5 protein-coding genes are annotated in these 5,453 nt (G+C 72.8%); 3 read left to right on the top strand and 2 right to left on the bottom strand.

The window, feature by feature from the left end; translation table 11 throughout:
* Both PHA29_RS09605 and PHA29_RS09600 read right to left on the bottom strand, forming a co-directional pair.
* On the bottom strand, positions 1–1,535 hold a 1,535-nt coding region (locus PHA29_RS09605; RefSeq protein WP_270849395.1), incomplete at its 3' end, for a TerB N-terminal domain-containing protein.
* A 149-nt stretch (positions 1,536–1,684) separates the two neighbouring features.
* The gene (locus PHA29_RS09600) at positions 1,685–2,311 is read right to left on the bottom strand and encodes a hypothetical protein (protein ID WP_270849393.1); all 627 of its coding nucleotides are present in this window, start codon (positions 2,309–2,311) and stop codon (positions 1,685–1,687) included.
* A gap of 209 nt (positions 2,312–2,520) precedes the next feature.
* On the opposite strand from PHA29_RS09600, the gene PHA29_RS09595 reads away from it, so the two are divergent.
* The 3 genes from PHA29_RS09595 (at position 2,521) to rplL (ending at position 5,002) form a co-directional block, all read left to right on the top strand.
* Positions 2,521–3,660, top strand: coding sequence for a pyridoxal phosphate-dependent aminotransferase (locus tag PHA29_RS09595; RefSeq protein ID WP_270849391.1), 1,140 nt, complete (start codon positions 2,521–2,523; stop codon positions 3,658–3,660).
* Between the two features lie 337 nt (positions 3,661–3,997).
* On the top strand, positions 3,998–4,519 hold the full coding sequence (gene rplJ / locus PHA29_RS09590) for a 50S ribosomal protein L10 (RefSeq protein WP_270405582.1): 522 nt from the start codon (positions 3,998–4,000) through the stop codon (positions 4,517–4,519).
* Positions 4,520–4,621: 102 nt separating this feature from the next.
* Positions 4,622–5,002 carry a 50S ribosomal protein L7/L12 gene (gene rplL / locus PHA29_RS09585; RefSeq protein WP_270405584.1) on the top strand — a complete coding sequence of 127 codons (381 nt, stop codon included), beginning with the start codon at positions 4,622–4,624 and terminating at the stop codon, positions 5,000–5,002.
* Positions 5,003–5,453 lie beyond the last annotated feature (451 nt).

The raw sequence follows: 5,453 nt of genomic DNA, 5'->3' as shown, positions 1-5,453 counted from the left end.
CCGTCGCCCTCCGCGGGGGGCGGCCCGCCGCCGCTTTGGACGCCGTCGTCCGGGGCGCCTCCGGTCGGGGCGCGGAAGGCGGGCTCCGCCGCCCGCACGGCTCCGCCGTCATGCGGAGGCGCGCATCCCGCCGCACCGCGCTCTTGCAGGACGCCCCCGGCGTCTCCCGTCGCGTCGTCTCGCGCGCCCGGCTGATCCCGGCGGTCCGCGGCGCACGCCACGGGGAGGGGCGCCTCCTCGCGCTCCTCGTCCACGAGCAGCGCCTCGCGCGTCTGCGCGGCGGCGTCGCGGATGCCGGTGAGCTTGGACAGGTCGATCTCGATCCGCCGCGGCGCGTGCACCTCCTTCCAGGACACCCATGCGCCGACCTCGCGGTCGACGATATGCCGGAGGTATTTGGGGAGCTGCTCCTCCTTGAGCGGGTGCGCGTAGCCGACGGCCGCCCGCAGCGCGCGGTCCGCGGCGCGCATCGCCTCGCCCAGACGGGCGCTGCGCGTGCGGTGCCCGTGCACGCGCTCGCAGGTCCACAGCCCGTTCTCGCAGGTGAAGCGGTCGACCCCGTTCAGCTCGTAGACGGTGTCCGGATGGCGCTCCTCGGTGAAGAACGCGGCGGACGAGAACATGGTGTAGGGCAGGGCGGTCACCTCCCCGAACAGGCTCTCCACCAGCCCGCCCGACTTGCGCTTGGCGTAGTGTGCGCACAGCCGCGCGAAGACGGCGCAGCACACGTGGCGCAGCCCCTCGGGGTCCTCGCGGAAGTAGCGCGACGCCCGGGGCCGGTAGGTGGACAGGCCGTCCACGGCGTCGAGCACGCGCTGCTCGAAGTCGGCGTCGGGGGGCAGCAGCGCGGCTTGCCCGCGCCGCGGGCGCCCGGCCGCGTCCAGGCGCCCGAGGGACTCGCGCTGGGCGGCCGCCAGCGCGATCAGCGCGCGGTCGAAAGCGACGGCGGCGTGGTCGTCGAGCAGCGCCGGGTCGAGCCCGTGGTAGACGGTGTAATCGTGCAGCCAGACGCGGGCGAAGCGGTCGATCTCCGGCGCGAAGCCGCGATAGGCCTCCCAGAATCCCCGGAGCTTCGAGAAGCCGTCGAGAGGCCCGTCCGTCCCGATGCCGCACAGCAGCTCGTAGAGGTAGACGTAGGCGAAGGACAGCGAGGTCTCCTCGACCGTCCCGGCGCGCACGGCCGCGCGCCAGGTGAAGTACCCGCGCAGCTGCCGGTCGCTCATGGCGTTGTAGGTGGGGAAGTAGGCCTTGAAGGTCCCATGGTAGGGGCAGTCGTCCTCGAAGTCCTCCATGAAGCGGCCCTGCCGGTAGAAGAGCTCCGCCTCCGAGAGCCAGCGCCCGCGCCCGCCGCCCGAGTCGGCCTGCCAGCGCGAGATGGCGCGCATCTCGCGGTAGCGGTCGGGCAGGTAGGACGCCATCTGGCGCCCGGTCGTCAGGATCGGCTCGTCGGTGAAGACGCGGTCCGAGAAGTGGGAGCTCCGCCTGATCCGCTCCGTGCTCATGATCTGATCGATCAGACGCTGCACGTCCGCCATGCCGCCTCCTTCCCGTCCGGCGCGCCGCCTCGTGGACCTATCATCATAGCACAGATGCAAACAGATGTTCGTAGTATCGGGAGCCCTCTGCGCGGGGCCGCGTCCGGGTCGCGCCGCCGTTGTCCGAGCGGTCCCCGGGGCGCCGCGGCCTAGCGCGGGCGCTCCGCGAGGCGTCCGACCAGGCGGTAGACCGGGCGGGGGAGCGGGCAGCGTGCCAGGATGACGCCGCCTTCGCGCCGCCGGGTCTCGTCGCGGGTGAGCGCGGCGGCCTCCTCCACGCCCACGCCCATGCGCACGGCGGCCACGAGGGCGTCGACCGCCTCGGAGCGCCAGCGCCTCAGGGTCCCCATGCGGGGGCTGCGCGCGGTGAGCGGCACGAGGGCGCCCCCGCCCGCGGAGACCCCGCCGCGCCAGGTCGCGCCGCATCGGGCGGCGAGCGCGTCCAGGGCGGGAAGGGCGTCGGCGGCGTCGAAGCCGTCGGTGCAGCACAGGGCGTACGAGGGCACGGCGCCCCCCGCGGCCGCGTCGGCCGCGCGCCCGACCCGCTCGGGGAGCGTACCCCCGCGCAGGCGGAAGGCGATGACCAGGGCGTCGGGCCGCCCTCCCCAGGCCGGCTCCCCGGGTTCGAGCCAGAGGGTCTCGGGGGGCTCGGCGCCCCCCATGCGCGCATAGGCGCGCAGCGCGTCGGCGAAGTCCTCGAGCATGAGGCGCGCCGCACCGCCCTCGCCCCCGGCGTCCGCGTCGACCAGCGCGACGCGCTTCCGCGTATCCGGCATCGGCACCTCCCCGCATCGTCTCCGCTGCCGCCGCGCCCATTGTAGCCCGCCGCATGCTCGCGACGGGGCTGAAACGCGCCCGCGGCGCCCGCCCGCCCGCAACGGCGCCGAAACAATCCGCCCCGTCTCCCGCGCCGACGCGACCGCGCCGCCGGGGCGTGGGATACTGGATGCACGCACCCGTACCCCTCACCTTCGGAGGTACCCCCATGCCCGCACCCCCGCGCCCCGTCAACACCGGCATCGCCCGGCTCGCGCCGTCCGCCATCCGCCGCATCGGAACTCTGGCCGCGGCCACGCCCGGCTGCATCTCGCTCGCCCTCGGCGAGCCGGAGTTCGACACGCCCGATCCCGTGCGCGCCGAGGCGAAGGCGGCGCTCGACCGCGGCGAGACGCACTACGCCCCCAACGCCGGGGCGCCCGGGCTGCGCCGCGCGATCTCCGCGTACATGGCCGACCGCGGCCTCGCCTACGCGCCGGATGAGGTCCTGGTGACGCTCGGGGCCACCGAGGCGATCTCCTCGTCGCTGCTCGCGCTGCTGAACCCCGGGGACGAGGTCATCATCCCCGTGCCCGCCTTCGTGTCCTACGAATCGGTGACGCGCATGAACCACGCGGTCCCGGTGCGGCTCGACACGGCGCCCTGCGGCTTCCAGATCGACGAGGAGGCCCTGCGCGCCCTCGTGACGGACGCCACCAAGGCCGTCGTCATCAACTCGCCCAACAACCCCACGGGCCGCCTGCTGAGCGCCGCCTCGCTCGACGCGGTGGCCCGCGTCGCCGCGGAGTTCGGCCTGTACGTGGTGAGCGACGACGTGTACTGCCGGCTCGTGTTCGACGGGGGGTGCGAGCGCTTCGCCGCGCGCCATCCCGAGCTGCGGGCGCAGACCGTGGTGGTGGAGAGCTTCTCCAAGCCCTGGGCCATGACGGGCTGGCGCATTGGGTGGATCGCCTGCGCCGAGCCGCTCATGTCGCAGATCGCCAAGGCCCACCAGGCGGCCGCCTCGTCGTCGGTCGCCTTCTGCATGGAGGCGGCCGAGCGGGCGCTCGCGATCGATCCCGCGCCCATGCTCGAGACCTACCGGCGCCGCCGGGACCGCGTGGTCGCGGCGCTCGACGCCATGGGCCTGCCCGTCGCCCGCCCGCAGGGGGCCTTCTACGCGTTCCCGAGCATCGCGGGGACGGGGATGGTCGACGAGGAGTTCTGCGAGCGCGCCGTCTCCGAGGCCGGCGTGGGGCTGGTGCCGGGGTCGAGCTTCGGCGCGCCCGGCCATGTGAGGCTGTCGTTCTGCGTGTCCGACGGCGAGCTGGACCTCGCGCTCGAGCGGTTGGCCGCCTTCGTGTCGTAAGGGGTCGGGCCGCCTGGATGCCCGGGTCAGCGGGGCGTCCCTGCCGGGCGTCCGGCGTGGAGGCTTTGTGCGCACGGCGCGACGCTTGACGCGCGGGGCCCGGACCGGCATACTACACAACGTTCACGCACGAATCCGCTGCCAGAGACAGCCGGTGCGAAGGGCGCACGCGCCCGGAGCTCAAAGGGGAGACCCGCCAGCCGAGGTGGTCGAGCAGATATGTCTTCTCGCCCCCGTCGCTCTCATGCAGCGCGGGGGTTTCTTTTTCTCAAGACACGCCCCCGTCACGTCCAAGCAGGGGTCCGTGCCCGAGAAAAACGAGAAGGAGGTGTAACTCATGCCGCAGCAGTACAAGATCGACAAGGTCGCCGAGATCGAGTCCCGCATCCAGGACAACAACGGTGTGTTCGTGGTCAACTACAGCGGCCTGACCGTCAAGCAGGCCGAGGCACTGCGCCACACGCTCCGCGAGACCGGCGCCGAGATGAAGGTCTACAAGAACAACCTCGTCCGCATCGCCCTCAAGAACCAGGACCAGCCGGATATCGACGAGCTCCTCGTCGGCCCCGTGGCCTATGTGTTCTATGAGAACGAGCCCGTCGAGGCTGCCAAGGCGCTCAAGGACTTCGCCCAGAAGTCCAAGGGCGTGCTCGAGATCAAGGGCGGTATCTCCGAGGGCAAGGCCGTGTCCGCCGAGGAGGTCAACGCCATCGCCGAGCTGCCGACCAAGGATCAGCTCCTGGGTCAGATCGCCGGCCTCATCTCCGGCTTCGCGCGCGACATCGCTGTGTGCGTCAACGGCGTCTCCAGCGGTCTCGCCCGTTCGATCCAGCAGGTCTCCGAGCAGAAGGCGGCCTAGCAGCCGCCTTCGCCGCGGGCCCGCGCCCGCACATCAGGCGCATCCGCGCCGTCCGTCACAGATCTCCCCGCATCCGCGGGGGAACCGAAAGGAATGCTTGAAATGGCTAAGCTTACCACCGATGAGATCATCGAGGCTCTGAAGGAAATGACCCTGCTCGAGGCTTCCGAGCTCGTCAAGGCCATCGAGGACACCTTCGGCGTGTCCGCCGCCGCCCCGGCCGCCGTCGTGGCCGCCCCGGCCGCCGGCGCTGGCGCCGATGAGGAGGAGAAGACCGAGTTCGACGTCGTGCTCGAGGGCTTCGGCGACAACAAGATCCAGGTCATCAAGGTCGTCCGCGAGCTCACCTCCCTCGGCCTGAAGGAGGCCAAGGAGGTCGTCGAGAGCGCTCCGAAGGCCGTCATCGAGGGTGCCAAGAAGGAGGACGCCGAGGCTGCCAAGGAGAAGCTCGAGGCCGCCGGCGCCGCCGTCTCCCTCAAGTAAGTCTCCGCAGGCTTCACGTCTGCGCTCCGGGACGCTCGACGTCCCGCGAAGGGGTCCGGGAAACCGGGCCCCTTTTTTCATGCCGCGAGGGGCCGCGGCTTCGAGCGGGTTGAGGGCGCGTCCCCGCGTCGGGGGCGCCGCGGGAGGGGCCGCCGGATGCCGGGGTGCCGCCGCGGCCGCCGTACGCGGGGCGCTCCGCTGCGGGGAGCCTGCCGGGCGCGGGGCGCTCCGCCGTCCGTCCCGCGCGGCCCGCACCCCGCGCGCTTCGGCGGGCCGGGGCAGACGCTATACTTGATGGGTGCGGGCGCCATGCGGGCGCCGCGCGACCCGAGCGAGAGGGGCGCCATGAGAAACGCCGTCGTCATCGACCGCAGCGACAGCGTCGCGGTCGCGATCCACCCGCTGTCCGCCGGCGACGTCGCGGTCTGCGCCCTGCCGGACGGCTCGGAGG

It is taken from the genome of Candidatus Collinsella stercoripullorum (assembly GCF_027669965.1).
GTDB classification, from domain to species: Bacteria; Actinomycetota; Coriobacteriia; order Coriobacteriales; family Coriobacteriaceae; genus Collinsella; species Collinsella stercoripullorum.
This window is presented reverse-complemented; position numbering and strand designations above follow the sequence as displayed.